A 26012-nucleotide genomic window follows, 5' to 3' on the forward strand; every position below is an offset into this window, starting at 1 on the left:
AGCGACTCCCTAGAGTGCGGTGGTCAGGACGCCGCGAAAGATCGGCTCTTCGAGCGCGCGGCCGGTGCCGAGCGCAACGCAGGTCAGCGGATCGTCGGCAACGGTGACGGGAAGGCCGGTCGCGTCGCGCAGAACTTCGTCGAGCTGGCCGAGCAGCGCACCGCCACCCGTCAGCACGATGCCCTGATCGACGATGTCGGCGGCAAGCTCCGGCGCGGTGTTTTCAAGCGCCTGACGGACGCCCTCGACGATCGCCGAAACCGGCTCAGAAAGCGCCTCGGCGATCTGCGCCTGATTGATGGTGATTTCCTTGGGCACGCCGTTCATCAGGTCGCGGCCCTTGATCTCCAGCGTCACGCCGACGCCGTCGAGCGGCGGCTTCGCCGTGCCGATTTCCTTCTTGATGCGCTCTGCCGTGGCTTCGCCGATCAGCAGGTTGTGGTTGCGGCGGACGTAGCTGACGATGGCGTCGTCCATCTTGTCGCCGCCGACGCGCACGGAGGTCGTGTAGGCGAGGCCGCGCAGCGAAAGCACGGCGACTTCGGTGGTGCCGCCGCCGATGTCGACAACCATCGATCCGATCGGCTCTGTCACCGGCATCCCGGCACCGATCGCGGCGGCCATCGGCTCCTCGATCAGATACACTTGGCTCGCGCCCGCGTTGTTCGCGGCGTCGCGGATGGCGCGGCGCTCGACGCTCGTGGAGCCCGAGGGCACGCAGATCACGATTTCGGGATAATTGCCGAACTTCCGCGTGTGCACCTTCTTGATGAAGTGGTTGATCATCTGCTCGGCGACATAGATGTCGGCGATCACGCCGTCGCGCAGCGGGCGGATGGCTTCAACGTTGCCCGGCGTCTTGCCCATCATCATCTTGGCGTCGTTGCCGACTGCCTTCACCATCTTGCGGCCGTTGATCGTCTCGATCGCGACCACCGACGGCTCGTTGAGCACGATACCGCGCCCGCGCACGTAGACGAGCGTGTTGGCCGTACCGAGATCGATGGCCATATCCTGGGCAAGAAAACCGAAAATGCGGCTGAGCATGGAGTTCTTCTCTTTTATGCGTGTGGACGCGCGTTGGCCTGCATATGCAGTGTTGTCGCAGGGAAGTGCAAGGGGCGCATTGGCGTCGCTTCCGTGGTTAACGCGGCTTTCACCACGCAATACGCGACGAACCGCTAACAAAGCCTTGCGATCGTTGCTACGAAGTGGCGGCCATGCCCATTCGCCGCCTGCCTGAAGACCTCGTCAACCGCATCGCCGCCGGCGAAGTCGTCGAGCGGCCGGCAAGCGCGGTGAAGGAACTCGTCGAAAATGCGCTCGATGCGGGCGCGACGCGAATCGCCGTCGAGCTTGAAGGCGGCGGCCTCGATCTCATCGCCGTCACCGACAACGGCTGCGGGATGGATGCGGACGACCTCCGCCTCTCGCTCGAACGCCACGCCACGTCGAAACTTCCGACCGGCGACCTCGAAGCGATCGCCACGATGGGCTTCCGCGGCGAGGCGCTGCCCTCGATAGCCAGCGTCAGCCGCTTCCGCATCGCCAGCCGGACGGCAAGCGGGGAGGGGTGGGAGATCGAGGTCGACCACGGTGCCATCCAGCGCGACGGACCGGCCTCGTTGCCGCAGGGTACGCGTGTTTCGGTCGCGGACCTTTTCGGCAAGGTGCCCGCGCGGCGCAAGTTCATGAAAAGCCCGCGTGCAGAGCTTGCCGCCTGCCTCGACACCGTGCGCCGTCTCGCGATGGCGCGCGCCGATGTGGGGTTCAGCGTAAGCCACGAAGGCCGCCGGCTGCTCGATGCGCAGCCTTCGGCCGATCTGCTCGAAAGCGCGCGTGTGGCGCGGCTCGCGGCCATATTGGGGCAGGAATTCACCGACAACGCCGTCGCGATCGATCTGGTGCGCGACGGGCTTCGTCTCGGCGGGCTCGCGGCGGTGCCGACCTACAGCCGGGGCGCGGCGGACCACCAATATCTGTTCGTCGGCGGACGTCCGGTGAAGGACCGGCTGCTGCTCGGCGCGGTGCGCGGCGCCTACCGCGACCTCCTTGCGCGCGATCGGCACCCGGTGCTGGCGTTGTTCCTCGACGTGCCCTTCGACTTCGTCGACGTGAACGTGCATCCCGCGAAAACCGAAGTGCGCTTCCGCGATCCGGCGCTGGTGCGCGGCCTCATCGTCTCCGGGCTCCGCCATGCGCTCGACAGCGGCAGCGGGCACGCTGCGACCACGGTCTCGGAAGCCGCGCTTTCCGCGTTTCGGCCCGAACCGATCGCGGCACCTGCGCCCGCGCGTCCCGCGATGTTCGGCGATCACAGCTTCCGGTTCAACGCACCGCCGCAGGCCCGCGCCGAAGCGCCTTCGCCGGTCTACGCGGAAAGCCGCGATGCGGATCTCACAGCATTCCCGCTCGGCGCCGCGCGCGGGCAGGTGCACGGCAGCTGGATCGTCGCGGAAACGGCGGATTCGCTCGTCATCGTCGATCAGCACGCCGCGCACGAGCGCCTGACGCTCGAAAAGATGAAGCGGGCGATGGAGGGTGGCGGTGTCCGGTCGCAAGCCTTGCTCCTCCCCGAAGTCGTGGAACTCGACGAAGCCGAGTGCGACGGGCTCGAAGCGCACGCCGCCGAGCTTGCCGAGATGGGGCTGGAGATCGAGCGCTTCGGCGCGGAGGCGATCCTCGTTCGCGCCACGCCCGCGATCCTCGGCAATGCCGACACCAAGGCGCTGGTGCGCGATCTTGCCGACGACATCAGCAGCCTCGGCGCGGCGCACAGCCTGAAGGAACGGCTCGACGAGGTGTTCGCGACGATGGCCTGTCACGGCTCGGTGCGCGCGGGCCGCTCGCTCAGCGTCACGGAAATGAACGCGCTGCTGCGCGAGATGGAGGCGACGCCCCATTCGGGCCAATGCAACCACGGGCGCCCGACTTATGTTAAGCTCGCGCGCGGAGATATCGAGAAGCTGTTCGGGAGGCGGTAGCCATGATGCGATCGGTGTTGGTGTCGATGATGCTTCTTTCAGCGCCGGCCATGGCGCAGGACGCGACGCTTTCGGAGCGGACCTACGGCACGTGGAAGAATCCCAAGAACAGCGTTCACGTCGAGGCGCGGGAGTGCGACGGCAAGATGTGCGGCGTCGTGGTGTGGGCAAACGCCAAGGCCAAGGCTGACGCACGGCGCGGCGGCACGGACCAGTTGATCGGCCGCCAGCTCTTCCAGGATTTCGAGGAGCAGCAGGAAGGCCGCTGGAAAGGCAAGGTCTACGTCCCCGACATCAACCGCACCTTCCACGGCACCGTCACGATCATCGATGCCGACACGCTGGAAGGGAAAGGCTGCCTGCTCGGCGGTATCGGTTGCAAATCGCAGGTGTGGACGCGGGTGAAGTAAGCGGGAACCGCCTACTGCGCCGCGCCGGCTGCGGTCCGCCGATTGAGCCGGAACATCACGGCGCGAACGACAAGGCCGATCGCAAGCAGAACCAGGCACCACAGGCTCGCTTCGAGGCCAATGCCGTAAGTGGCGAAGGCAATAAACAGGATGGCGACCGCAATCAGAAAACGCTGCGCGGGGGCAGGGCTGCACCGCCACGCCGCAAGCGCGGAGGTGAGATACAGCATGATCATCGCGGCGGTTGAAAGCAGAATGATGAACGTGAAGAGGTGGGCCGTGGCGCGGCTGCTGTTGGCAAGCAGCAGAATGATGCTGAGGACGCTGGCCACGATCTGCGCGACGACGGGCGTGTTGCTTCCGCGCGTCTTTGCCATGGCCGCGGGCATTTCGCCGCGCAGTGCCATCGCGTAACCAAGCTCGCCGGTGCCGAGGATCAAGCCGTTCAGGCACCCGATTGCCGCGACCGCCAGGGTCAACGCGCTCACGGTTGCGGCGGTATTGCCCCAGCGCGACACCAGCGCATCGGCAAAGGGTGCCGGCGAAGCGACGATGACGCTGGTCGGCAGCAGCATCTGGATCGCCGTTCCAGCGATGAGATAGAGCACAACGACAAACGCCGTGCCGCCGATCAGCGCCCGGGGGATCGTCCGCTCCGGATCGCGGACCTTGCCGACCGGGGTGGTTGCCGTTTCAAATCCGGTGAAGGCGAAAAAGGTGAGGGCTGTCGCCGTTGCGATGTTGGCGAAGTTCACCGGCAGCGGCGCGAACGGTTCGAAGGTTCCGCCGGTGACGCCGCGTTCAACAAAGAGGAAGACCACGGCCAGCAGAGGGATGAGCTTGATCGCAACGGTGACGATCGAAAAACTGCCTGCCGCGCGGACGCCCGCGGCGTTGATCGCGGTGAGCACCACCAGCCAGCCGATCGCCATGGGGACGATCGCAGCCTCGCCGCCAAGCGACGGGCTGACGAAAGAGAGCGCCGCCGCTGCGGCAATCGCCACCGCCGCCTGCGCCACCCAGTTCGACACCCAGAAGCTCCACGCGACAAGGAACGCGACCGTCGGCCCATATTCCTTTTCGACGTTGGCCTGGATGCCGTCTCCGCCGAGGCGGGACAGGCGGGCGAGGCCATAGGCGATGCACAGGATGCCGACGCCGCTGATGACCCAGCCGATCAGCGCGTTGCGGCCGAGGGGGGCGAGGCTGACCGGAAGCATGAAGATGCCCGAGCCGATGATGGTGCCGACAACGAGTGAGGCCGTCATCCAGAAGCCGATCATCTGCGGCTTGGCGCTTGCGGTCATGGTGCCCCTCCACCGACCGGAACAGCAGAATCGCCGTCAGGTCGGTGCGGACGTTAAACGAACTGCGGAGGGTGCGTGCGATTTTATTGCTTTAGCGGCTCAGCCTGCTTTCCGCGCCTCGTCGATCGCTTTTTTCAGCTCGTCATAGCCAACCGCGCCCGAAAGGATGCGGTTGCCGACGACGTAGCTCGGCGTGCCGGTGAGGCCGAGCGCGTTGCCGAGGCGGAGGTTCTTGTCGATCTCGCGCTTCAGGCGTTCGCTTTTCATGTCGGTCGCCGTGCGCGCCTCGTTGAGCCCGGCCTTGCGGACGCCCTGGATCGTCTTTTGCGTCGAGACGCGCGCCTTGTCCGTGAACATCCAGTTGTAGAAGGCGCGGTATTTGCCTTGTTCGGCTGCGGAAAGGCTGGCGAGCGCGGCTTCGCGGGAGGCTTCGCCGAGCACCGGGAGGTCGCGGTATACGACCTTCAGCTTCGTGTCCTCCTTCAGCAGCCGTTCGACGTCCGGGTGCGAAAGGCGGCAGTAGGGGCAGTTGAAATCGAAGAACTCGACGAGCGTGACGTCGCCGTTCTTCGCGCCCGCCCATGCGCTGCCGAAGGGCGTTTCGATCTCCTCGCGGTTCTGGGAGACGAGGCTCGAGACCTCGCGCGCCTGCAGGCGGTTCACCGCCTCCGGGATGATCTCCGGGTGCGCGAGGATATAGTCGTGTACGATCTTCTCCACCTCTTCGCGCTGCGCCTTCGTCAACGCGCCGCCGTTCGCGATCGAGGGCTGGCGGCCGGTGAGCAGCATCAGGAGCCCGCCCGCGAGCAGCAGCAGCGCGAACACGCCCACGATGTTGGCCGCAAGCGGCCAGCGCGCCCGCAGGCGTTTGTAGAAATCGATCATAAAGCCCCTAACGACGTTTCCGCTTGCCGTCCTCGTCTTCGACGGCGTGTTGGCTCACCATGTAGATATCCTGTGCCCGAATCCAGTCCGGAGTGCCGGGGCTGAGGCCGGCCATCGCCATGCGCGAACTGGCGAGCGCGAGCTGTGCGTTGCCGGTGAGATTGTTCTGCTCGGCGGTCGCGAGCGCGGCGCGCGCTTCGTCGCCGCCGCGCGCATAAGCGATGCCGAGCTGATACCAGGCGAAGGGGTTTCGGTTGTCGCGCGCCACCGCGGCGCGCAGCACGCGCTTCGCTTCCTCGGTATTCTCGGGCTTTTCGGTCGCGATCAACGCATGGCCGAGCATCCCGGCGATCAGCGGCTGATCGGGCGCGAGCGCGACCGCGCGGCGCAGCGGGCCGATCGCATCGGCGACCTTGCCGGATTCGAGCAGCACCTGCCCCTTGAGTTCAAGGAAGAAGGGGTCATCGGGCGCATCCCGCAGCAGCCAGTCGATCTCGGTTTCCGCCCGGTCCGGGAAGGCATTCTTGTGCCATGCGTAGGCGCGGGCGTAGCGCGCGGGCACCGAGGTGTCGGTTTCCGGGTATTTCTGGAAGGTGCGCGAGGGCTCCTCAATATAGCCGGAGAGCTTCGCCTTGATGCGCAGGAACTTCGCCTGCAGCGCCGGGTCGGTGGGCTTTTCCCACGCCGCGTCGTTCTTGTACGTGTTTTCGAGCGCGGCGATGCGATCACCGGTCAGCGGGTGGGTGCGCGCGTAGCCGTTGTCCTGCGGGATCGCGAGCCGGAATTCCTGGTTCTGCAGCTTCTTGAAGAAGTTGATCGATCCCCGGCCGGAAAGCCCGGCCTTGTGCAGGAAGGTCGCGCCGGCCTGGTCCGCCGCGGATTCCTGCGTGCGCGAATACGCGAGGAACTTGCCGAGCGCGGCCTGCTGCCCGCCCGCGAAGATCGCCATGCCCGCTTCGCCTGCGCCCGCCGCCATCGCCGCCGCGCCGAGCAGCATCGAGAGCAGTGTGATAGAGGTCGCCGCCTTGGCGCCCTCGCTGAAGCGCACGACGTGCCCGCCGGTGATGTGGCCGATTTCGTGGGCGATGACGCCCTGCACCTCGTTGACGTCGTCCGCGGCCATGATGAGGCCGCTGTGGATATACACCGCCTGTCCGCCCGCGACGAATGCGTTGATCGAGGAATCGCCGATGAGCACGACATCGAGCGCGCGGGGGTTGAGCCCGGCAGCTTCGGCGAGCGGTGCGGAGATTTCGTGGAAGAAGGCTTCGGTTTCCGCGTCGCGCAGGATGCTCTGGGCGAGCGCGGGGCGCACGGAGGCCGTAATGGCGAGAACAGCGGCAAGAAGAAGGCGCAGGCCGGCCGAAAAAGGCTTCCGGGCTGAAACAAACCGGGATGTCATCGCCGCCCTATCACCTTTCGCGACTGAACCCCCAATGAGCGAAACTAGGGCGGCGGCGGGCGATTGCAAGCGCGCCGCCGCCAAGTCCGATCTGTCGGCGCCTCAGTCGCCGAACGTCCGCTGCCACCAGCCCTTGCGCGGCGGTGCGGAATCTTCCGTATCGTTCGCGGCGGTCTCGACCGTCTCGGCGACCTCCACGGCCTCCGACACAGTTTCCGCGGCAGGCGCGTTCTTGGCGGCGGCCTTGCGGCGCGGCGCGCGCTTCGGCTTTTCGGGCGCTTCGGCTGCAACCTCTTCAACAGGTGGTGCGGGTTCCGGCGCAGGCTCGGGCGCGGCCTCCACGGTCTCCGCCTTCTTGCGCCGGGTCCGCTTGGGCTTGGCTTCGGCCTCGGCCGCGGGCGCTTCAACGGCGGGAGCCTCGACCGTTTCCGGTTCCGCGGCTTCCACGGTTTCAGCGGTTTCAGCCTTCACGGCCTTGCGACGGCCACGCGGCTTGCGGGCAGGGGCTTCGGCTTCCGCGGGGGCTTCCTCCGTGGCCGGTTCGATTTCCGGCGCGGTTTCGTCCTCTGAACCGGCTCCGGCCTCGGCGGCTTCGCCCTCTGCGGCTTCATCCGTGACCTCGTCACCATTCCGGCGACGGCCGCCACGACGACCCCGGCGGCGGCGGCGGCGCTTGCTGCCGTCCTCATCCCGGTCGTCGCGCGATTGCTCCTGCGTCTCGGCGCGTCCAGCTTCGCCTTCCGCGGCTTCTTCCGCGTCCTCGCTCCCGGCATCGAGAGCTTCCGCGTCGTCCTTCGGCGCGGGGCGGCGTTCGTCGTCGCGTTCGCGGTCGCGGCGACCGCGCCCACGGCGGCGGCGGCGCGAACGGCCCCCGTCGTCGCGGCGCTCATCGCTACGCTCGCGGCGCTCGGAGACTTCGGCTTCGGCCTCTTCGTCCTCGACCTCTTCCTCGTCTTCCTCGACGATATCGTCGTCGTCATCCTCGGGGGCGGGCGCCACCGGGGCCTGCAGGCTGACGCGGGGCACGGGCGGCGGGCCGCTGCCGTCGATCTCCTGATCGCCGACATTGAGGTCGCCGTTCGGCGCGATCTCGACCATGACGCCGTACAGATCCTCGACACGCGAGATCTGGCTGCGTTTCACGTTCAGCATGTAGATCGCCACCTCGAAGGGCAGGCGCAGCGTGATGCGGCTGTGCTTGCCGCGCAGCGCCTCGGCCTCCAGCACGCGCAGCGCGCCGAGCGCGGCGGACTGCACGGTGCGGACCATGCCCGCGCCTTCGCAGACCGGGCAGACATGCGTCGAGGCTTCGAGCACGCCGGTGCGCAGCCGCTGGCGGCTCATTTCCAGGAGGCCGAACGACGAGATGCGGCCCACCTGAATGCGCGCGCGGTCGTGCTTCAGCGCTTCCTTCAGTGCCTTCTCGACCTTGCGGTTGTTCGAATGCACATCCATGTCGATGAAATCGATGACGACGAGGCCAGCCATGTCGCGCAGGCGAAGCTGACGCGAGATTTCGCGCGCCGCTTCAAGGTTCGTCTTGAGCGCGGTTTCCTCGATATTGTGCTCGCGCGTCGATTTGCCCGAGTTGATGTCGATCGAAACGAGCGCCTCGGTCGGGTTGATGACCATGTAGCCGCCCGACTTCAGCTGCACCACCGGGTGGTACATGGCCGCCAGCTGCTGCTCGACCTGAAAGCGCTGGAAAAGTGGAACAGGATCAACGTATTGCTGAACCTTCTTCGCATGGCTTGGCATCAGGAGCTTCATGAAGCTCCGGGCCGCACGGTATCCCTCGTCTCCGTCCACCAGCACTTCGCCGATGTCCCGATTGTAGATATCCCGGATCGCCCGCTTGATGAGATCGGAGTCCTCGTGGATCAGCGCAGGCGCGCTCGATGCCAGCGTCTTCTCGCGGATCTCATCCCACAGGCGCGTGAGGTAATCGAAGTCGCGGCGGATTTCGGCGCGCGTGCGCGAAAGCCCCGCGGTGCGGATGATGCAGCCCATGCCGGTCGGCAGCTGCAGCTCCGAAACGATGGACTTCAACCGCTTGCGATCGCTCTGGTTCGAAATCTTGCGGCTGATGCCGCCGCCGTGGTTGGTGTTCGGCATGAACACGCAGTAGCGGCCTGCAAGGCTGAGGTACGTGGTGAGCGCCGCGCCCTTGTTGCCGCGCTCTTCCTTGACGACTTGCACCAGCAGTACCTGACGGCGCTTGATGACTTCCTGGATCTTGTAGCGACGGCGCAGGTTCTGGCGCTTCGCCCGCATGGCGTTGTCGTGGTCGTCGTGATGATCGCTGCCGACTGTGGTGGGCGCGGGCGGCTCGCTGTCCTCGCCGTCGTCGGACGGCTCGTCGGCGCTCTCCGCGTCGTCATCGTCGTCCTCGTGCTCGGCATCCATCTCGGCGCGGTGCGCCTCGGCGGCCTCGCGCTCCTCGCGGAGCAGCGCGTCGCGATCCTCTTTCGGGATCTGGTAGTAATCCGGGTGGATTTCCGAGAAGGCGAGGAAGCCGTGCCGGTTTCCGCCATATTCCACGAACGCCGCCTGCAGTGAGGGTTCGACGCGTGTAACCTTGGCGAGGTAGATATTGCCCTTCAGTTGTTCCTTCTGGGCGGATTCGAAGTCAAATTCCTCGATCCGGTTGCCTTCTATGACGGCGACCCGGGTCTCCTCCGGGTGGCGCGCGTCGATGAGCATGCGCATTGACATTGAGTGTTCTCCGAGGCCTCGGCACCGCTGCGGCTTCAGCCGCAGACGATGGGGCACGTGTTACGGGAGCGTCGGGCAAGCCCGCGCTCCGATGGTTTGGAACTGTGGCGAGCCGCATATCGCGCGCCGAGGGGAAGGCCATCGCCTTCATCGTCTCCTCATGGCATCGCATTGCCGACATGCGTCAAAACCTCGATCTTAGCGGCAGCATCTCCCCGTCCGGCAGAATGCCAGTGCCGTTTCGCGCGGGAAGGCGTGAAACCATCGACCCGGTAAAAGAGCAGACGGTTTGGACACTGACGGAGGACCGGACTTTGGCCGCTATCCGGTCTGCTAGCAGCTATGCGTGGCATGAACAACACAAAGCGTTACGGAAATGTGCAATTCACTTGAACACTCCGAGCCTTAACCATAAGATTCGGCAGAAGTTCGCCATTTCCGGGGGTTGCCGGGCGAACAAAAGTGCTCTTGCGGGGGATGGAACATGTCGCGCTGGTTGAGGCGGGGAAGGCAGGCGCTTTGCGCACCGCTGATTGCGGCGTGCATCACGCTTTCCGCGCCCGCCATCGCCGCGCGGCTTGGCGATGCTGTGGTGGCGCAGAGCGGCGAAAACGTGGTCGTGACCATCAATGCGGAGGGCGTGGGGCGTATCTCCGCGTTCGCACTTTCCGGGCCTCCGCGCCTCGCTATCGATCTCGACAATATGACAGCGCCGGGCGGCTCGGTTCTGGGCGGCGGCATCGTTCTCAAAGTGCGCAATGCGCAGTTCGATGCCGACACGGCACGCCTGGTCGTCGATCTCACGTCGCCCTCGCGCATCCTGTCGAGCAGCTATTCCAGCGGACAGCTGAAGCTGACAGTGGGTCCGACGAGCGCGGCGGCGTTCGAAAAGCTGGTTGCAAGCGGCCGTTCGACACTGATCGCCGCGCCCGGCAAGACGGAAAAACCCGTTGCTGTAGTTGTTCAGCCTGCACCGCCGCCCGCCGTCAAGCCGGCACCCGCCGTGCCGGTGAAGGTCGCGACGCCCGCGCCGAAACCCGCTGCAACGGTTCCGACCAAGGTGACTGCCACCACACCTGTGGCCAAAGCCCCGGCCACGCCGCCGCCGCGCCCCCGTCTTGCGGGGCGGCTGCCGGTCGTCGTGATCGACGCGGGGCACGGCGGCAAGGACGTGGGTACGATCAGCGTGCTCGGCGAGAAGAAATACGAGAAGGACGTCGTTCTCGCGATCGCCAAGGCGATCAAGAAGGAACTCGACGCTTCAGGGCGCGTAAAGGCGATCCTGACGCGCGACGACGATACCTATCTGCGCCACCGCGACCGGTTCGGCATCGCGCGGCACAGCAATGCCTCGCTGTTCATTTCCGTGCACGCCGACAGTGCGCCGGTGCCGAACGCGAGCGGGGCGACAGTCTACACGCTTTCGGAGAACGCATCCGACGCCGAGGCTGCGCGGCTTGCCGCCAAGGAAAACCGGTCGGACATCATCGCGGGCGTCGACCTCGCGGTCGAGACCAACGAGGTGACCGACATCCTCATCGACCTCGCACAGCGCGAGACGATGAACACCTCCGCCGAGTTCGCCGCGATCCTCCAGCGCGAGATGCGCGAGGACATCAAGGTGCGCAGCCAGTTCCACCGTTTCGCGGGCTTCCTGGTACTGAAGGCGCCGGACGTGCCCTCCGTGCTCCTGGAGACCGGCTATCTTTCGAACGAGGAGGACTCGAAGTTCCTCTTCTCCACCTCAGGCCAGCAACGGATCGCCAAGGCGGTGCGCCGCGCGGTCGAGGCGCATTTCCTGCGGCGGCTGGCGCAGCGCTGATCCGCGTTCGCCGAGGATCGTCTCGGCGACGTGCAGCGTGCGCTCGTTGTCGACATCGATCGCGAGTGCGCCGTCGCTGACAAGGACGGGGCGGATGGTGAGACCGAACCGCCGCGAAAAGCCGCGGAATGCGCCATCGAGTGTGGCAAGACCGTAGCGGAAGCGGATGAGGTTCAGGAGGCCGAACGCCTTCACGATCCGCATCGGGAATTTCGCGAACTGACCGCCGCCCCGGAACACCTCGGCGGCTTTCAGTGCCTCGCGCGAGCCGAGCACATACGTATTGCAGTTCGAATACTCGCCGCAGCGGAAGCGGTAGAAGCGGCGCTGCCCGTCCGGGTGGGCAGCGATCACGCGGTCGCGGCGGGCGAACGCGACGGCGGCGCCCGCGCCGTGCGATGTGGCAAGGATTTCGGCGATACTCGCGGACGTCAGGTTCACATTGTCGGCGGTGGTGACGAGGAAGGGCGGCGCGGAGGCGTTCGCGGCGCCGAACACGCTGTCGACGAGATTGGGTGCCGAGCGTTCGACCGCGATGCGGCCGCTGCCGAGTTGGCGGATCAGGGGGGCGATGATTTCCGGGGTGTCGATCGAGACGACGATACGACCGATACCCTGCGCCGCGTCGAGCGCTTCGAGGACGTGGAGGAGCATCGGTTTGCCGGCCACGGGTACAAGGCACTTGTGCGAGACGCCTGCGTTCGCGGCGAGCGGATCGAGGCGTCCGTCGCGCTTGCCTGCAAGCACGATGGCGGAGAAACCGGAGGTCATCTCAGGCGACGAGCCGCTCGGAGACGGTGCTCATCAGCCCCTGCCGCCACAGGCTGTGCGCGACGATGGACTCGACGAGTTCATGGTGCTCGATGCCGAGCGTCGCGGCGGAGCGGGAAATGCTCTTTTTCGACCAGAGATTGCAGGAGAGGTTCACCTCCATGAACCACACGCTTTCGGTCGCAGGATCGTAGCGGAATTCGAAGCGTCCGTAGTCGAACGGCCAGAGTTCGCGGCACATCGCCCGCGTCATCGCATACAGCCGCTGCGCGACGCGGGAATTCGCCAGCACTTCGAGCGGATCGTCGCGCTGTTCGGTGAGCGCGCGCTTCTCCTCGTAGCTGCGGAGCGCGTCGGGATCGGCGGGGATATAGGCCATGGCGGGCAGCAGCCATGGCTCAGGCGCGCGCCCGCCGACAACCGGCACGGCAATGTCGAGCAGGGGCAGCCACGGCTCGATGATCGCGTCGTGGCCCGCCGTGTGGAGGTGCGCGGCGTGTGCGAGTGCGCCCGACCAGCTTTCGGCGACGCCGATGCCCCACGAGGCCGAGGAGGCGTTCGGCTTGATGATGTAACGCGCGGCGTCCAGCGCCGCCACGGCGGCAAGATCGGTGCCGCGGCGGAGGATGCGCCAGTCCGACGTTGGCACTGCGTGCTGGCGGGCAACGAGCTTCATCAGGTGCTTGTCGTCCGAAAGCCCGCGCAGGATCGGCGAAGCGCCGAGATAGGGGATGCCGAGGCGCTGGAGCAGCAGCGGCGCCAGCATCTCGCTGTTGAGGAACCCGGCGCGGTTCAGCAGCGGAAACACGAAATCAACGTCAGGTTCCGAAAACAGCGCGTCGAAACTGTTTGCAGTCACGACATTGAGGCCGATCTTCTCAAGCGTGCGGCGCAGTTCGTGGTGGTACTGGGCATGGTTGCCGTCCACCCGATCGTGGCTGCCGTCGCCGCAGGCGTGCTTCGCAAGCAGCATGATTCTGAGCGAGGCCTTCAGATGCGCGGGGATCTGCAGGCAGTGTTCGTGGGGAAAATCCGTATCCATGGCGGCCGGTTAGCAGCGGCAGGCGACGGTTCGATGCCAGTCCTGTTGCGAGACGATGACGTTCGGATGGCGGACCCGGTTCGGCGCGTTCAGCTTGAGACTGGCTGCCGGCCTGCTATAGGCAGCGTCGATGGCACGTCTTGCCCAGATTCTCGGCGACCTCAAAAGCCGGTTCCGTGCCCTGCCGCGCTGGGCGCGTGTGCTGAGCTATGTCGCGGGCAGTGCTGCGCTGTTCGGCATCCTCGTCGTATTCGTCGCCTGGCTGGTTTTCGCGCGCGGGCTTCCCGATGCGGCGCAGCTTGCCGAATACGAGCCGCCGCTGCCGAGCCATGTGCGCGCGGCGGATGGGACGCCCTTCGCGAGCTTCGCGCGCGAGCGACGCATCTTCCTCGATTACGAGCAGACGCCGAAGCAACTCGTCGGCGCGTTCGTCTCCGCCGAGGACAAGACCTTCTTCACGCACCCCGGCATCGATCTGCCCGGCATCTTTCAGGCGGCGATCACCAATCTGAAGGCGATGGGTACCGGCAAGAGGCCGGTCGGCGCCTCCACGATCACGCAGCAGGTGGCGAAGAACCTGCTGCTGACGAATGAGGTGAGCTACGTGCGCAAGGTGAAGGAGATTTTCCTTGCTCGGCGCATCGAGCAGGCGCTGACCAAGCCCGAGATCATCGAGCTTTACCTCAACCAGATCTTCCTCGGCCGCAGTGCCTACGGCGTGCAGGCCGCATCGTTCGCCTATTTCAACAAGCCGGTCGAAGAGCTTTCGCTGGCGCAGACGGCGTTCCTCGCGGTGCTGCCGAAGGCGCCCGCCAACTATAACCCTTCCACCGAGAAGGGCCGCGTCCGTGCGCTCGCGCGGCGCAACTGGGTGCTCGGGCAGATGGCGGAGAACGGCTATGTGACCGCGGCACAGGCGCGTGCCGCCGCTGCAGAGCCGATCGTCGTCGTCAACCGCGCCGAAATCCCGCGTGATCGCACCGGTGATTATTTCATCGAGGATATCCGCCGCGAACTCGTGGAGAAGTACGGCGAGGAGGGCGAGCACGGCATCTACACGGGCGGGCTGTGGGTTCGCTCCACGATCAACCCGGCGATGCAGCGCGCCGCCGAAATGGCGCTGCGCGATGGCCTCGTGAAATACGACCGCCCGCGCGGCTGGCGGGGTGTGACCGACAAGATCGAGCTTGGCGAAGGCTGGGCGCAGCGGCTGCGCGCCGTGAACCTGCCGGTCGGTTACGACGACTGGCGCGCGGCGGTGGTGCTCGACAAGGCGGGCGGGGTGATCTCGCTCGGCTTCGAAGACGGCACGAACGGCCGCATGTCCGCACAGAACGCTTCGATCCCCGTGCGCGGGGTCGGCGTGCCGGCGTTCCAGCGGCTCGCAGCCGGAGACGTCATCCCCGTGAAGCGCGTGGCGGGCGACGACTATACGCTGCGCCAGATCCCGGACATCGGCGGCGGCATGGTGGTGATGGAAGTCTCCACGGGCCGCGTGCTCGCGATGGTCGGCGGCTTCGACGCACGCCGCTCGCAATACAACCGCGCGACGCAGGCGATGCGGCAGCCGGGATCGGCGATCAAGCCGTTCGTCTATGCCGCCGCGCTAGACAACGGCTACACGCCCGCGTCTGTGGTCGTGGATGCGCCTTACTGCGTGTTCCAGACGCGCTCGCTCGGCACCAAGTGCTTCCGCAACTTCTCGGGCGGCTATGCGGGCCCGCAGACGATGCGTTGGGGCCTCGAGCAATCGCGCAACCTGATGACCGTGCGCCTCGCCTACAACACGGGCATGGACAAGGTCGTCGAGACGATCGACCAGATGGGGATCGCCAAGCTTTCGCCGGTGCTTTCCATGTCGCTCGGCGCGGGCGAGACGACGGTGATGAAGCTGACGAACGCCTATGCGATGCTCGCGAACGGCGGCAAGCGGCAGTCGCCCGTGCTTTACGATCTGATCCAGGACCGGCGCGGCCGCACGATCTATCGTGCCGATGCGCGCGACTGCGCGGGCTGCAGCGCGCCAGACTGGGATGGCGACGCGATGCCGCGCCCTGCTGACGCCCGCCCGCAGGCGATGGACGCGAAGACCGCCTATCAGGTCGTGCACATGCTGGAAGGCGTCGTGCAGCGCGGCACCGCCGTGGTGCTGCGCGACCTCAATCGGCCGATGTTCGGCAAGACCGGCACAACCAACGGGCCCACCAACGTGTGGTTCGTGGGCGGCACGGCGGATGTCGTGGCGGGGCTCTACCTCGGCTTCGACGAGCCGAAGAACATGGGCGGTTATGCGCAGGGCGGCACGCTCGCGGCGCCCGTGTTCAAGCAGTTCGCCATCGCGGCGCTGAAAGATATGCCGAAGCGGCCTTTCGAGATATCGCCCGGCGTGCGCATGGTGCGGATCGATCGGCGTTCGGGCAAGCGCGTCTACGGCGGCTGGCAAGTCGATACCGATCCGCGCGCCGCGGTGATCTGGGAGGCGTTCAAGCCCGAAAGCGAACCGCGCCGCGTTGCGGCCGCCTACGATCCTTTCGCCAAGGCCGAAGTCGTGCGCTCGGACAGCGAATTCTTGCAATCCACCGGCGGCATTTACTAGAAGCCGCAGCTTCCATCACGAAGGACGAGTACCATGCGCGCTGAAGCGCTCAATCATGTCGACCGGATCAAGCAGGCGCTCGCCCTGCTGAGGAGGTTTCTTTGACTGGGATGTCGCCCTTAAACGCCTTGATGAGCTGAACGCCGAGGCCGAGAATCCCGAACTCTGGAACGACCCCAAGGCTGCGCAGAAGCTGATGCTGGAGCGCCGCCGCCTCGATGAGGCGATCCAGGCGACGCGGAGCATCCAGACCGAACTCGACGATACCGTCGAGCTCATCGAGATGGCCGAGGCCGAAGGCGACGAAGACCTCGTGAACGATGGCGTCGCCGCGCTTGAGACGCTCGCGAACCGTGCTGACAAGGACAAGGTCGCCGCGCTGCTTTCGGGCGAGGCGGACGCGAACGACACCTATATCGAGATCAACGCCGGCGCGGGCGGCACGGAAAGCCAGGACTGGGCCTCGATGCTGCAGCGCATGTACCAGCGCTGGGCGGAACGGCGCGGCAACAAGGTGGAACTGGTCGACTATCACGGCGGCGAGCAGGCGGGCATCAAGTCCGCGACGCTGATGGTGAAGGGCGAGAACGCCTACGGCTACGCCAAGACCGAAAGCGGCGTGCACCGGCTGGTGCGCATCAGCCCCTACGACAGCGCGGCACGGCGGCACACGAGCTTCGCGAGCGTGTGGGTCTATCCGGTGGTGGATGACGACATCGCCATCGAGATCAACGAAAGCGATCTCAAGATCGATACGTACCGTGCCTCGGGCGCGGGCGGGCAGCACGTGAACACGACGGACAGCGCCGTGCGCATCACGCACGTGCCCACGGGCATCATCGTCGCCTGCCAGAACCAGCGCAGCCAGCACAAGAACCGTGCCGAGGCGATGAAGCAGCTGAAGGCGCGCCTCTACGAAGCCGAGCTGCAGAAGCGCGAGGCCGAGGCGAACGCGGTGAACGCGACCAAGACCGATATCGGCTGGGGCCACCAGATCCGGAGCTACGTGCTGCAGCCCTATCAGCAGGTGAAGGACCTGCGCACGGGCATCGTCAACACCAGCCCCGATGATGTGCTGGACGGCGATCTCGATGACTTCATGGCGGCGGCGCTGGCGCAGCGCGTGACGGGCGAGAAAGTGGTCGTTTCAGACGACGACTAGCCGAGATACCTGTCGAGGCCTGCGGTCATGTCGGCGATCAGGTCGTCTGCGTCTTCGAGGCCGCAGTGGATGCGGAGCATCGGGCCGTCCGTCTGCCAGCGTGTCGCGGTGCGGAGCGGGTTCACCGGCAGCACTAGGCTTTCGTAGCCGCCGAACGAGAAGCCCATGCCGAAGTGGCGGAGGCCGTCCACACAGGCGGCGAGCGCCTTGCGGTCGCCGGGTTTCAGCGCGATGGCGAACAGGCTGGCGTAGCCGCTGAAATCGCGTTTCCAGAGCGCGTGGCCGGGATCGCCGGGCAGGCCGGGGCAGATCACGCGCTCGACGGCGGGGTGGTTGCTGAGCGCTTCGGCAAGCGCGAGCGCGGTCTTGCCGTGGCGCTCCATGCGGATGGCTAGCGTGCGCAGGCCGCGCAGCGCGAGCGCGCAGTCGTCCGGCGCGGCGGTCTGGCCGAGCCGGAGCGCGGTGTTCCGGAAATTCTGCCATGCACCCGGTGCGGCCGTCACCGAGCCCATCAGTGCATCGCTGTGGCCGACCACGTATTTGGTGAGCGACTGCACCGAGAGATCAACGCCGTGGCTGATCGCCGGGAAGAGCAGGGGGGTCGCCCACGTGTTGTCGAGGATGGAGACGAGGCCGCGTTCGCGCGCGAGTGCCGCGATGGCGGGTACGTCCTGCACCTCGAAGGTCAGCGAACCGGGGCTTTCCATGTAGATCGCCTGCGTGTTCGCGCGGATCAGCGGCGCGAGGCCGTCGCTGTCCGTGGGGTCGTAGTATTCGGTCTCGACGCCGATCCGCGCCATCACCGATTTCGCCATCACGCGCGTCGGTTCGTAGACGTTGTCGGCCATCAGGAGGTGACCGCCCGAAGACGTTGCCGCCATCAGCGCTGCGGCGATCGCGGCGACGCCCGACGGGAACAGATGGGTGCCCGCCGCGCCCGGCTCCATTTCGGTCAGCGCCTCGGCAAGCGCCCACTGTGTCGGCGTGCCGCGGCGTCCGTAATAGAGCCCGGCGTCGGGGTTGCGCGAGGCGGCCTCATAGGCGTCCAGCGTCTCGAAGAGGCACGTTGAGGCACGGTAGACCGGCGGGTTGACGACGCCGTGCGTCCATTCCGGGCGGCGCCCGGCGTGAACGAGTTTGGTGGCAGGCGCGTCGCCGCCGGACTTGTCCCCGCTCACGCCGCTCCGGTCACGACGGGCGTGTCCGCCTCGCCGCCCCATTCGGACCACGAACCGTCATAAAGCGCGGTTTTCTTCGCGCCGAGCAGGTGCAGCCCGAACGACAGTGCGGCGGCGGTGACGCCCGAGCCGCACGTGGTGACGACGGGCTGATCCGGATCGACGCCGACTTCGCGGAACGCGGCGCGCAGCGCCTCGCCCTGCTTGTAGGTGCCGTCCTCGTTGTAGAGTTCGGTGTAGGGCAGGTTGAACGAGCCCGGGATGTGGCCGGGGCGCACGCCCGGGCGGGTTTCCGGCTCGTCGCCGCGGAAGCGCGCGGCGCCGCGCGCGTCGACGACCTGCTCGGCCTTCGTCTTCAGGTTTTCCTTCATCTGCGCGAGATCGCGGACCTGCGCCTTGTCCTTCCAGACGGTGAAGTGGCGGTGGCGGACGACGGGCTTGCCCGATTCCATCGCGCGGCCTTCGGCTTTCCACTTCTGGAGGCCGCCGTCGAGGATCGCGACTTCATGCGCGCCGAACAGATTGAGCAGCCACCACGCGCGCGCCGAGGAGCGGAGCGGCGAGTTGTCGTAAACGACGATGCGGCTACCGTCGCCAAGCCCGATCGCCTGCATACGGCTGGCGAACTTCTCTGCGCTCGGCACCATGTTCGGCAGGCTTGAGCTGGTGTCGGCAAGCTCGCCGAGATCCATGAACACGGCGCCCGGAATATGCCCGGCCTCGAATTCGGCGCGGGCATCGCGCGCGTCAAGGAAGTAGGAGGCATCGACGATGCGCAGGTCGTTCGCGCCCAGCTCTTTCGCGAGCCATTCCGTCGTTACCAGCGAATCCATGCGTTGCTCCTTGAACCTGTGTCTCAATCGTCTTCCTGAATAGTCGGACGCCCCGATATTGCCAATGGAGTATGGGGGCTCTAACGCGAAACCTATGGAAACGACGCATCTCGGCAAGGTGAGCGCGCTTCCGGCGTCTCCGGAGGCCGCGAAGCTCGACTACGTGCCCAATCCGCGGCCCCAGAGCCGCTATCTCGTGCGCTTCGCGGCGCCGGAATTCACATCGCTGTGTCCGGTGACGGGCCAGCCCGATTTCGCGCATCTCGTGATCGACTACGTGCCCGCCGCGCGCATCGTGGAATCGAAGTCGCTGAAGCTGTTCCTTGGGAGTTTCCGCAACCACGCGGCGTTCCACGAGGATTGCACCGTCGGTATCGGCGAGCGGCTGTTTCGCGAGATGGCGCCGCACTGGCTCAGGATCGGCGGCTACTGGTATCCGCGCGGCGGCATTCCCATCGATGTGTTCTGGCAGTCCGGCGCGCCGCCTGCGGACGTGTGGGTGCCGGATCAGGGCGTCGCGCCGTACCGGGGTCGGGGCTAGGGAATCCCGATCAGCTTGTGCGTCTGGAGCGACAGGCGCCACTTCGGATGGGTGAGGCAATATTCCGTCGCGGCGGCAATGTTTTCCGCCTGCGCGGGGCCGTCCATGGGTTGCAGGAAGAAATTCCGGAATTCGAGCGCATCGAACATCTCCGGGCTGTTGTTCGGCTGCGGGTAGACGAGCTTCAGTTCGTCGCCTGATGTCTGCACCAGTTCGGCGTCCGCCTTGGGGCTGACGCAGATCCAGTCGATTCCGACGGGTGCCGGGAGCGTGCCGTTGGTTTCGATGGCGATCGAGAAGCCCCGCGTGTGCAAGGCGTCGATCAGCGCGCTATCGAGTTGCAGCAGTGGCTCGCCGCCGGTGCAGACCACGAGGCGGTGGTCGCTGGTCTCGCCCCACGCTGCAGCGACGGCATCGGCGAGTGCTTCAGCGTCCCGGAACTTGCCGCCGCCGGGGCCGTCGGTGCCGATGAAATCCGTGTCGCAGAAGGTGCAGACGGCTTTCTCCCGGTCCCGTTCGAGGCCCGACCAGAGGTTGCAACCCGCAAAGCGCAGGAACACGGCGCGGCGGCCCGTCTGGGCGCCTTCGCCCTGCAGGGTGAGGAAGAGCTCTTTGACGGCGTAGGTCACGGTGCGGCGTAGGCGGTGGGGTCGGGGAGGCCCGCCTCCTCGAAACCCTTGTGGCGGAGGCGGCAGGCGTCGCAGCGGCCGCAGTGGAGCGGCGTGCCGTCCGCTGCCGTAGCGGGATCGTAGCACGTCCACGTCCCGGCGATATCGACGCCGAGCCGCGCCGCTTCACACGCGATCCCGGCCTTGTCGAGATCGATGAGCGGCGTGTGCACCTTGAAGCGCTCGCCCTCGCTGCCCGCCTTGGTGGCGGTTGCGGCAAGCGCCTCGAACGCCGCGATGAAGGCGGGGCGGCAATCAGGATAGCCCGAATAATCGAGCGCATTGACGCCAATGAAGATATCCCGCGCACCGATAGCTTCCGCCCACGCGAGCGCGACCGACAGGAACACGGTGTTGCGCGCGGGTACATAGGTGGGCGGGATCACGCCGCTGTCGACTGCGCCGTCGCCCTTCGGCACGGCGATCTGGTCCGTAAGCGCCGATCCGCCGAACGCCCGGAGGTCGAGCGGAAGCACGATGTGCCGCACCGCATAGATCGCCGCCGCCCGCCGCGCCGCCTCCAATTCCACCCGGTGGCGCTGGTTGTAGTCGACGGTGAGCGCGTGCACGGCATACCCGCCCGCGCGCGCGATGGCGGCGCACGTAACGGAGTCGAGTCCTCCCGAGAGGAGAACCACTGCCGGTTGCGAAGTCGTCATGGTGGCGCGATAGTCGTTTCGCCCGGTACGGGCAAGTTTCGGGGGGTAGATGAGCAGACACATTTTCGCGGCGGCTGCCGTTATCTGTGCGACGGCCGCTCCTGTCGAAGCGCAGACCTTGCAGCAGCGCTACGATGCTGCCGAAGCGGCCCTTGCGGCCGGGGAATATGAAAAGGCCTCCACGCTTTTTGCTGATGTCTTGGCGCGAATGGGCAAGACGCAGCGCGGAACTCCTGCGGAGGCGGACCTGCGCCAGCGTCTTGGGGAGATGGACATTGCACTGGGCCGGCTGGAGCGCGGTCTCGCAACGCTGGCGCCCGTCATCGCTATTTATGAAAAGGCCAAGGCGACATCTGCGCTTGTGGATGCACATGGCCTCATCGGCCGGGCGCACGAAAAGCTGGGCGAGATGCGTCAGGCCGCGGAGAGCTATCAGGCCGCGTTCGATCTCAATACGGATCCCGCGAAAATTCAGACACTTTCGATTCCGTTGGCGCGCGCTTTGGTTTTCACTGATGCGGCGCGTGCGCGCCGCATGGCTGATGCGATGCTCAAGGATTTCCGCCCGGGCGAAGACAAGAGGCGCAGCGGTGAACTGCTGGGCGAATTCCAGATGCTGCGTGGCCGCGTCGAACTCAACGCCGGAAACCACAAGGAGGCTCTGGAGTGGTTCAAGACGGCGGCGAAAAGTGCGGGCGGGATCGGAACCCGCGTTTCGCTTTCCGATATTGCCATCCGTTCTGATCTGGCGCTGGCCAGCTTCCTCACCGGCGATCTCGACAAGGCCTTCTACTACATCGCGATGACGGGTGCGGGCCGCATGGGCGGCAAGGGGCCGCAATTTCCGGATGGAAGTGCCTTGACGCTGCCGGATTGCTCCCCGGCCTTCAACCTTGGGCCGGACGATCTTGTGGTGCTCGACATCGCGCTCAGCGATGATGGGCGCGTCCTCAGCGCTGCGCCCGTCTATTCGAGCAAGCCGGGTGAAATCGAGGCTGTGTTCGTGAAAGCCGCGCGCTCGTGGTTGTGGTCCGCCGAAGAAATGCAGAAGACGGAACCGTTCTGGCGCATTTCAACGCGCGTTGCGGTCCGCTGTACCTTCAATACGGAGCGGCGTTGGATCGGCGATGCGTTCATGCGCGAACTCGTCGGCGAAACAAAAGCGCAAACGGTCTCCTTTGGTCCGCTGGCCGGGAAGGCCGACACCGAAACGTTGCGGCGCGAACTCGCGCGACTCGAAGCCGCGACCGGATCAGACTCGCCGGCACTGGTTCCAGTGCTGACCCGATTGGCAGAGAAGGATGACGAGGGCGTCTATGTAGAACGCGCTCGGCAGATCATGGAGGCCAGTGATCTCTCTGCGCGCCGCCGCGCCATTCTGGACGCGTTGATAGCCCGGAATCGCGTGCAGCGTGGTGGGGAAGCGCTGCAGAGGCAGCCCGATGCCAGCTGGCCTTCGGATGTCGCGGACTGGTTCCGTGTCGAGCAGGCACTGGAACTTGAAAAGCGCCGCCGGAGCGACCGGGCGGAGTCTCTTTATGCGGAAGTCTTCCGGCGCGGCGATCCTAAGACGGACACACTCGCCCAGTTTGCGGCGCTGCGGCTTGCCTCGATCGCCTACGACCGCAAGGCGCAGGAACAGGCTTCCGGCTTTCTTGCCGCCACCGGCCTGCGCCCCGATCAATGTGCGCTGCTCGATGCGGCGCCGATTGGACGAAACAATTGGGTGACGGCGGACGATTATCCACAGGCTGCAGTAAACTGGGGCGCCGAGGGTTACATCGTCATGGGCTATGACATCGCCGTTGACGGCAAGGTGAAAACGCCGCGTGTTGTCTTTGCCTACCCTCCGTTCGTGTTCGAAGACACGATGGAAGCTGTTGTCGGCCGTTGGCGTTTCAAGCCGATCTACCGGGAAGGCGAACAGATCGGCTGCACGGGAGCCCGCCAGACGTTCCGCTTTTTTATCCCCGGCAAGAGTTGATCCGCGCACTGCACGGCGCAAAGAAAAAGGCCGCCGGATACGACCGGGCGGCCTTTCAAAAATCAGTCGGCTGGATATCCAGCTAGGGGAGGTAAGGTGTGCCGTAAGGCACGGGCCCGTTTAGCGTGCTTATGGTAAAATTCGGGTTAACCGCGATTTTTCGCGTTTGATCGCCCGGCGCGCGCCCTGTAATCGTCGCGGCCATGAAGCGGACCCTGCTCCCACTCAACGCGCTGCGCGTCTTCGATGCCGCCGCGCGCCACCTGTCGTTCACCAAGGCGGCGGATGAACTTGCGGTGACGCCTGCCGCCGTCGGCCAGCAGATTCGTACGCTCGAGGACGTGCTCGGCACCGTGCTGTTCCGGCGCATGACGCGGAACCTCGAACTCACCGACGAAGCGGTGCGCAGCCTGCCTGCGCTCCGCGAGGGCTTCGCCAAGCTGGAGGAGGCCGTGGCGATCATGCAGGCGGGGCAGGGCGAGGAGCGCCTGACCATCGCCGCGCCGCGCGACTTCATCGGCAAGTGGCTGGCGCCGCGGCTGGGCCTCATCAAGGCGTCGACGACCGCACGGCAGGTGACGATCCTTCCTACAGACGGGCCGGTCGATTTCAACGCGGCCAATCTGGACGCCGCGATCTTCTTCGGCGCGATGCCCGCCGAGGAGGAACTGAGCGGCAAGCTGATCGCGCCGGGCACGGTCGTGCTGGTGGCGACGCCGGAGATCGCCGCGAACGTGAAGATCGTCTCGGAAGTCGCCGCGCAGCCGCTGGTCGAGCACCCGTCCGCGGACTGGCGCGGCTGGTTCGAGGCGCACGGTGTCCACATGACCGATCGCAGCGCCAGCCTCGGCGTTGCCGATGCAGGCCTCGCCATCGACAGCGCGGTCGCGGGCTACGGGATCGCGCGTGTGCCGCTGGTGCTCGCCGAGGCCGACATCGCCGCCGGTCGGCTCGCCGTCGTCATGGAGTCCAAGGTTTCGGACGAAGCCTATTGGCTGATCGCGCCGAGCGCACAGTGGCGCCAGAAGAAGGTGCGCGATCTGGTGGCGGCACTTAGCGACTAAACGTCGATCGCGTCTTCCGAAACGGTCGCGGCGCGCTCCTGAATGAAATTGAAGCGATGCTCCGGGTTGCGGCCCATCAGGCGGTCGACGAGATCGACGACCGGCGCGCGTTCTTCATAGGTATCGGGCAGCGTCACGCGGATCAGCGTGCGCTTTTCCGGGTCCATCGTGGTTTCGCGAAGCTGCATGGGGGACATCTCGCCGAGGCCCTTGAAGCGGCCGATTTCCACCTTGCCGCGCCCCGAGAATTCGCCCGCGAGCAGCTCGTCCTTGTGCGCATCGTCGCGCGCGTAGGCGACCTTGCCGCCTTGTGAGAGGCGGTAGAGTGGCGGCTGCGCGAGGTAGAGGTGGCCGTTCTTCACGAGGCCCGACATCTCCTGGAAGAAGAAGGTCATCAGCAGTGTGGCGATGTGCGCGCCGTCCACGTCGGCGTCGGTCATGATGACGACGCGGTCGTAGCGGAGCGCATCGGGATCGAAGCGATCACGCGAGCCACAGCCGAGCGCCTGGATGAGATCGGCGATTTCCTGGTTGGCGCCGATCTTGTCCCGGTTCGCCGAGGCGACGTTCAGGATCTTGCCGCGAATGGGCAGGATCGCCTGCGTCTTGCGGTCGCGCGCCTGCTTGGCCGAGCCGCCTGCCGAGTCGCCCTCGACGATGAAGATCTCGGTGCCTTCCGGCGCATCCGACGAACAGTCTGTGAGCTTGCCGGGGAGGCGGAGGCGACGCGCGCTCGTCGCAGTCTTGCGCTTGATCTCCTTTTCGGCGCGGCGCTTCAGCCGCTCGTCCATGCGTTCGAGCGCGAAGCCGAGGAGCGCGCGGCCGCGTTCCATGTTGTCCGAGAGGAAGTGGTCGAAATGGTCCTTGACCGCAGCCTCGACGAACTTCGCGGCTTCGGGGCTCGTCAGCCGGTCCTTGGTTTGGCTCTGGAACTGCGGTTCGCGGATGAACACGGAGAGCATGATTTCTCCGCCCGAAAGCACGTCCTCGGCGGTGAGGCCTTCGCCCTTCTTCTGGCCGATCAGCCCTGCAAAGCCGCGGATGCCCTTGACGAGCGCCGTGCGCAGGCCCGCCTCGTGCGTGCCGCCCGCGGGCGTCGGGATCGTGTTGCAATAGTAGCTCGCGGAGCCTTCGCCGTAGAGCGGCCACGCGACCGCCCATTCCGCCGAGCCCTGCGTGTCCGGGAATTCCGCGCGGCCCGCGAAGAATTCGTTCGTCGCGCAGTCCCGGTCGCCGAGCTGTTCGGCGAGGTGATCGGCAAGGCCGCCAGGGAACTGGAACACGGCGGTCGCAGGTGTGTCGTCGCTGATGAGCGCGGGGTCGCACGACCAGCGGATTTCGACACCGCGGAACAAATAGGCCTTGGAGCGTGCGAGGCGATAGAGGCGGGCAGGGCGGAACGTCGCCTTGTCACCGAAGATCTCGGGATCGGGGTGGAACGCGATGGTGGTGCCGCGCCGGTTCGGGGCCGCGCCGACCTTTTCGAGTTTCGAGGTGGTGTGACCGCGCGAATAGCGCTGGCGGTAAAGCTCGCGATTGCGCGCGACCTCGACGACGAGTTCGTCGGAGAGCGCGTTCACCACCGAGATGCCGACGCCATGAAGACCGCCCGAGGTGGCGTAGGCCTTGCTCGAAAACTTGCCGCCCGAGTGCAGCATCGTGAAGATCACCTCGAGCGCCGACTTGCCCGGATATTTGGGGTGCGCGTCGATCGGAATGCCGCGGCCGTTGTCGGAGATCGTCAGCGTGCCGTCCGACGCGAGCGAAACCTCGATGCGGTTCGCGTGACCGGCGACCGCTTCGTCCATGCTGTTGTCCAGCACCTCGGCGGCGAGATGGTGCAGCGCGCGCTCGTCCGTGCCGCCGATATACATGCCGGGGCGGCGGCGCACGGGCTCCAGCCCTTCGAGAACTTCGATCTGGTCGGCGGTGTAGTCGGTCGGGTTGGCGGCGCCCGTGAAGAGATCACTCATAGCGGCCTTATAGGGG

Annotated in this window: 20 protein-coding genes; 8 read left to right on the forward strand and 12 right to left on the reverse strand. The window is 66.1% G+C overall.

The annotated features are described in order from the left end of the window. Positions 1–9: 9 nt before the first annotated feature. Positions 10–1047: a rod shape-determining protein gene (locus tag ACFQ00_RS07390; protein WP_381488410.1), complete on the reverse strand. Its 1038-nt coding sequence runs from the start codon at positions 1045–1047 to the stop codon at positions 10–12. Positions 1048–1220: 173 nt separating this feature from the next. Between ACFQ00_RS07390 and mutL the strand changes: the two genes are divergently transcribed. After that, positions 1221–2984 (forward strand): DNA mismatch repair endonuclease MutL, encoded by a 1764-nt coding sequence (gene mutL, locus ACFQ00_RS07395; RefSeq protein WP_381488413.1) that lies wholly within the window; start codon positions 1221–1223, stop codon positions 2982–2984. Positions 2985–2986: 2 nt separating this feature from the next. After that, positions 2987–3394, forward strand: coding sequence for a DUF2147 domain-containing protein (locus ACFQ00_RS07400; RefSeq protein ID WP_381488416.1), 408 nt, complete (start codon positions 2987–2989; stop codon positions 3392–3394). A gap of 11 nt (positions 3395–3405) precedes the next feature. Here ACFQ00_RS07400 and ACFQ00_RS07405 read toward each other — a convergent pair whose 3' ends face one another. From ACFQ00_RS07405 to ACFQ00_RS07420, 4 genes are all read right to left on the reverse strand, one after another. Beyond that, positions 3406–4701 (reverse strand): APC family permease, encoded by a 1296-nt coding sequence (locus tag ACFQ00_RS07405; RefSeq protein WP_381488419.1) that lies wholly within the window; start codon positions 4699–4701, stop codon positions 3406–3408. 99 nt (positions 4702–4800) lie between these two features. Next, positions 4801–5586, reverse strand: coding sequence for a DsbA family protein (locus ACFQ00_RS07410; protein ID WP_381488421.1), 786 nt, complete (start codon positions 5584–5586; stop codon positions 4801–4803). Positions 5587–5593: 7 nt separating this feature from the next. Continuing rightward, the gene (locus ACFQ00_RS07415; protein ID WP_381488424.1) at positions 5594–6988 is read right to left on the reverse strand and encodes a M48 family metalloprotease; all 1395 of its coding nucleotides are present in this window, start codon (positions 6986–6988) and stop codon (positions 5594–5596) included. Positions 6989–7090: 102 nt separating this feature from the next. After that, positions 7091–9703: an Rne/Rng family ribonuclease gene (locus ACFQ00_RS07420; protein WP_381488426.1), complete on the reverse strand. Its 2613-nt coding sequence runs from the start codon at positions 9701–9703 to the stop codon at positions 7091–7093. Positions 9704–10187: 484 nt separating this feature from the next. Between ACFQ00_RS07420 and ACFQ00_RS07425 the strand changes: the two genes are divergently transcribed. Continuing rightward, positions 10188–11525, forward strand: a complete 1338-nt coding sequence (locus tag ACFQ00_RS07425) for an N-acetylmuramoyl-L-alanine amidase (protein ID WP_381488429.1) — start codon at positions 10188–10190, stop codon at positions 11523–11525. Here the strand turns inward: ACFQ00_RS07425 and ACFQ00_RS07430 are convergent. Next, positions 11448–12296 carry an NTP transferase domain-containing protein gene (locus ACFQ00_RS07430; RefSeq protein ID WP_381488431.1) on the reverse strand — a complete coding sequence of 283 codons (849 nt, stop codon included), beginning with the start codon at positions 12294–12296 and terminating at the stop codon, positions 11448–11450. The genes ACFQ00_RS07425 and ACFQ00_RS07430 overlap by 78 nt on opposite strands. Before the next feature lies 1 nt (position 12297). After that, positions 12298–13338, reverse strand: a complete 1041-nt coding sequence (locus ACFQ00_RS07435) for a D-alanine--D-alanine ligase family protein (RefSeq protein WP_381488434.1) — start codon at positions 13336–13338, stop codon at positions 12298–12300. Between the two features lie 130 nt (positions 13339–13468). Between ACFQ00_RS07435 and ACFQ00_RS07440 the strand changes: the two genes are divergently transcribed. Beyond that, positions 13469–15934 carry a penicillin-binding protein 1A gene (locus ACFQ00_RS07440; RefSeq protein ID WP_381488436.1) on the forward strand — a complete coding sequence of 822 codons (2466 nt, stop codon included), beginning with the start codon at positions 13469–13471 and terminating at the stop codon, positions 15932–15934. Positions 15935–15967: 33 nt separating this feature from the next. Beyond that, a protein-coding gene (prfB, locus tag ACFQ00_RS07445; protein ID WP_374599162.1) for a peptide chain release factor 2 occupies positions 15968–17096 on the forward strand; the annotation gives its coding sequence in 2 pieces (ribosomal slippage) (positions 15968–16036 and positions 16038–17096; 1128 coding nt in all). Here prfB and metC read toward each other — a convergent pair. Continuing rightward, positions 17093–18274, reverse strand: coding sequence for a cystathionine beta-lyase (metC, locus tag ACFQ00_RS07450; protein WP_381488440.1), 1182 nt, complete (start codon positions 18272–18274; stop codon positions 17093–17095). The genes prfB and metC overlap by 4 nt on opposite strands. Further along, on the reverse strand, positions 18271–19107 hold the full coding sequence (gene sseA / locus ACFQ00_RS07455; protein WP_381488443.1) for a 3-mercaptopyruvate sulfurtransferase: 837 nt from the start codon (positions 19105–19107) through the stop codon (positions 18271–18273). The genes metC and sseA overlap by 4 nt, the downstream gene beginning before the upstream one ends. Before the next feature lie 94 nt (positions 19108–19201). Here sseA and queF point away from each other — a divergent pair, with 94 nt between their 5' ends. Continuing rightward, a complete protein-coding gene (gene queF / locus ACFQ00_RS07460; protein WP_374599168.1) occupies positions 19202–19648 on the forward strand; it encodes a preQ(1) synthase in 447 nt (148 codons plus the stop codon). On the opposite strand, the gene queE is transcribed toward queF, so the two are convergent. Both queE and queC read right to left on the reverse strand, forming a co-directional pair. Beyond that, positions 19645–20277 carry a 7-carboxy-7-deazaguanine synthase gene (gene queE, locus ACFQ00_RS07465; protein ID WP_381488445.1) on the reverse strand — a complete coding sequence of 211 codons (633 nt, stop codon included), beginning with the start codon at positions 20275–20277 and terminating at the stop codon, positions 19645–19647. The genes queF and queE overlap by 4 nt on opposite strands. Next, positions 20274–20975 carry a 7-cyano-7-deazaguanine synthase QueC gene (queC, locus tag ACFQ00_RS07470; RefSeq protein WP_381488448.1) on the reverse strand — a complete coding sequence of 234 codons (702 nt, stop codon included), beginning with the start codon at positions 20973–20975 and terminating at the stop codon, positions 20274–20276. Before queC ends, queE begins: the two co-directional genes overlap by 4 nt. Positions 20976–21024: 49 nt before the next feature. Between queC and ACFQ00_RS07475 the strand changes: the two genes are divergently transcribed. Beyond that, complete coding sequence (locus ACFQ00_RS07475; RefSeq protein WP_381488451.1) at positions 21025–22959, forward strand: energy transducer TonB; 1935 nt, start codon at positions 21025–21027, stop codon at positions 22957–22959. A 203-nt stretch (positions 22960–23162) separates the two neighbouring features. Next, complete coding sequence (locus ACFQ00_RS07480; protein WP_381488453.1) at positions 23163–24023, forward strand: LysR family transcriptional regulator; 861 nt, start codon at positions 23163–23165, stop codon at positions 24021–24023. Here the strand turns inward: ACFQ00_RS07480 and parE are convergent. Next, the gene (parE, locus tag ACFQ00_RS07485) at positions 24020–25996 is read right to left on the reverse strand and encodes a DNA topoisomerase IV subunit B (RefSeq protein WP_381488456.1); all 1977 of its coding nucleotides are present in this window, start codon (positions 25994–25996) and stop codon (positions 24020–24022) included. The genes ACFQ00_RS07480 and parE overlap by 4 nt on opposite strands. Positions 25997–26012 lie beyond the last annotated feature (16 nt).

This window comes from Sphingosinicella xenopeptidilytica, from assembly GCF_042676985.1.
GTDB lineage: Bacteria > Pseudomonadota > Alphaproteobacteria > Sphingomonadales > Sphingomonadaceae > Sphingosinicella > Sphingosinicella xenopeptidilytica.

Coding starts and splice junctions, on each gene's coding strand:
- queF (WP_374599168.1), top strand. CDS start 19,202: ATGGAAACGACGCATCTCGGCAAGGTGAGCGCGCTTCCGGCGTCTCCG.
- ACFQ00_RS07420 (WP_381488426.1), bottom strand. CDS start 9,703: ATGTCAATGCGCATGCTCATCGACGCGCGCCACCCGGAGGAGACCCGG.
- sseA (WP_381488443.1), bottom strand. CDS start 19,107: ATGGATTCGCTGGTAACGACGGAATGGCTCGCGAAAGAGCTGGGCGCG.
- ACFQ00_RS07480 (WP_381488453.1), top strand. CDS start 23,163: ATGAAGCGGACCCTGCTCCCACTCAACGCGCTGCGCGTCTTCGATGCC.
- ACFQ00_RS07415 (WP_381488424.1), bottom strand. CDS start 6,988: ATGACATCCCGGTTTGTTTCAGCCCGGAAGCCTTTTTCGGCCGGCCTG.
- ACFQ00_RS07475 (WP_381488451.1), top strand. CDS start 21,025: ATGAGCAGACACATTTTCGCGGCGGCTGCCGTTATCTGTGCGACGGCC.
- parE (WP_381488456.1), bottom strand. CDS start 25,996: ATGAGTGATCTCTTCACGGGCGCCGCCAACCCGACCGACTACACCGCC.
- ACFQ00_RS07430 (WP_381488431.1), bottom strand. CDS start 12,296: ATGACCTCCGGTTTCTCCGCCATCGTGCTTGCAGGCAAGCGCGACGGA.
- queC (WP_381488448.1), bottom strand. CDS start 20,975: ATGACGACTTCGCAACCGGCAGTGGTTCTCCTCTCGGGAGGACTCGAC.
- ACFQ00_RS07405 (WP_381488419.1), bottom strand. CDS start 4,701: ATGACCGCAAGCGCCAAGCCGCAGATGATCGGCTTCTGGATGACGGCC.
- ACFQ00_RS07435 (WP_381488434.1), bottom strand. CDS start 13,338: ATGGATACGGATTTTCCCCACGAACACTGCCTGCAGATCCCCGCGCAT.
- mutL (WP_381488413.1), top strand. CDS start 1,221: ATGCCCATTCGCCGCCTGCCTGAAGACCTCGTCAACCGCATCGCCGCC.
- ACFQ00_RS07400 (WP_381488416.1), top strand. CDS start 2,987: ATGATGCGATCGGTGTTGGTGTCGATGATGCTTCTTTCAGCGCCGGCC.
- ACFQ00_RS07440 (WP_381488436.1), top strand. CDS start 13,469: ATGGCACGTCTTGCCCAGATTCTCGGCGACCTCAAAAGCCGGTTCCGT.
- ACFQ00_RS07410 (WP_381488421.1), bottom strand. CDS start 5,586: ATGATCGATTTCTACAAACGCCTGCGGGCGCGCTGGCCGCTTGCGGCC.
- ACFQ00_RS07390 (WP_381488410.1), bottom strand. CDS start 1,047: ATGCTCAGCCGCATTTTCGGTTTTCTTGCCCAGGATATGGCCATCGAT.
- ACFQ00_RS07425 (WP_381488429.1), top strand. CDS start 10,188: ATGTCGCGCTGGTTGAGGCGGGGAAGGCAGGCGCTTTGCGCACCGCTG.